Annotated in this window: 1 protein-coding gene; it reads left to right on the top strand. The window is 47.1% G+C overall.

Translation table 11 applies throughout. The features are described 5' to 3' along the window. Window positions 1-125: 125 nt before the first annotated feature. Window positions 126-847: TSUP family transporter (locus tag AB4512_RS22155; RefSeq protein ID WP_372175699.1), on the top strand; the 722-nt coding region annotated here is incomplete at its 3' end.

Raw genomic sequence — 847 nt, 5'->3', positions numbered from 1 at the left:
TCTGAAGCTGATGTTGAAGAAAGAGAAGAGTCGGAGTTTGAATTCCGGTATTAACACTCGTTGCTTAAACTAATGCGGAATCTTGCACTCATATTTACCCCCAAATAACCTAATTAGGATAGCTAATGGAGTTACCTGTTTTACTCGCCATTCTTGCCACCATTGCGGTAGGTACTTATTTCCAAACTGTCACTGGATTTGGTCTCGGTATCATTGTGATTGGGCTAACGGTCAGCCTTAATCTTGTTTCCCTAAATGTTATTGCCGCGGTGGTGAGTATTGTGACCTTGTTCAATTGCTTGGTGGCGTTGATGGGTAAGCCACTGCTTGGGGAACTCAAGATTCTGGTGGTGTTAGTCATCGGTATTATTCCCGGCGTATCGATGGGCGTGTACTTGCTGGACGCGTTGAGCGAGTCGGCAACCCAAATCCTACGAGGGCTATTGGGTGCCATGGTGTTGTTCGCTGGTTTGAGCTTTATGTTTAAACCTAAAACTAGAACGGTCCGCTCGGCAACCGTATCTTTCCTTGTCTCAGGCTTTAGCTCTGGGTTAGCGGGTGGGTTGTTTGGGATGGCAGGTCCACCGATTGTTTATCATCTCTATCGGCAACCTTTTTCTCTCGATCTGGTGCGAAGCACACTGCTGATGGTTTTCGCTTGTACGTCGATGTCGCGTACTGTCAATGTCTACGCTGCAGGCGACATGGAACAGAGCATACTGTGGTTATCTGCTATTGCTGTTCCCTTGGTGGCGCTTGTCACGATGTTTGCTCGACGTTTCCCACCGCCGTTGTCTAATGATCAACTCAGAAAGTTAGTGTTTATTGTGTTGATGTTGATTGGTGG

This window comes from Vibrio sp. 10N.222.52.B7 (genome assembly GCF_041474275.1).
Lineage (GTDB): Bacteria > Pseudomonadota > Gammaproteobacteria > Enterobacterales > Vibrionaceae > Vibrio > Vibrio crassostreae_C.
This window is presented reverse-complemented; position numbering and strand designations above follow the sequence as displayed.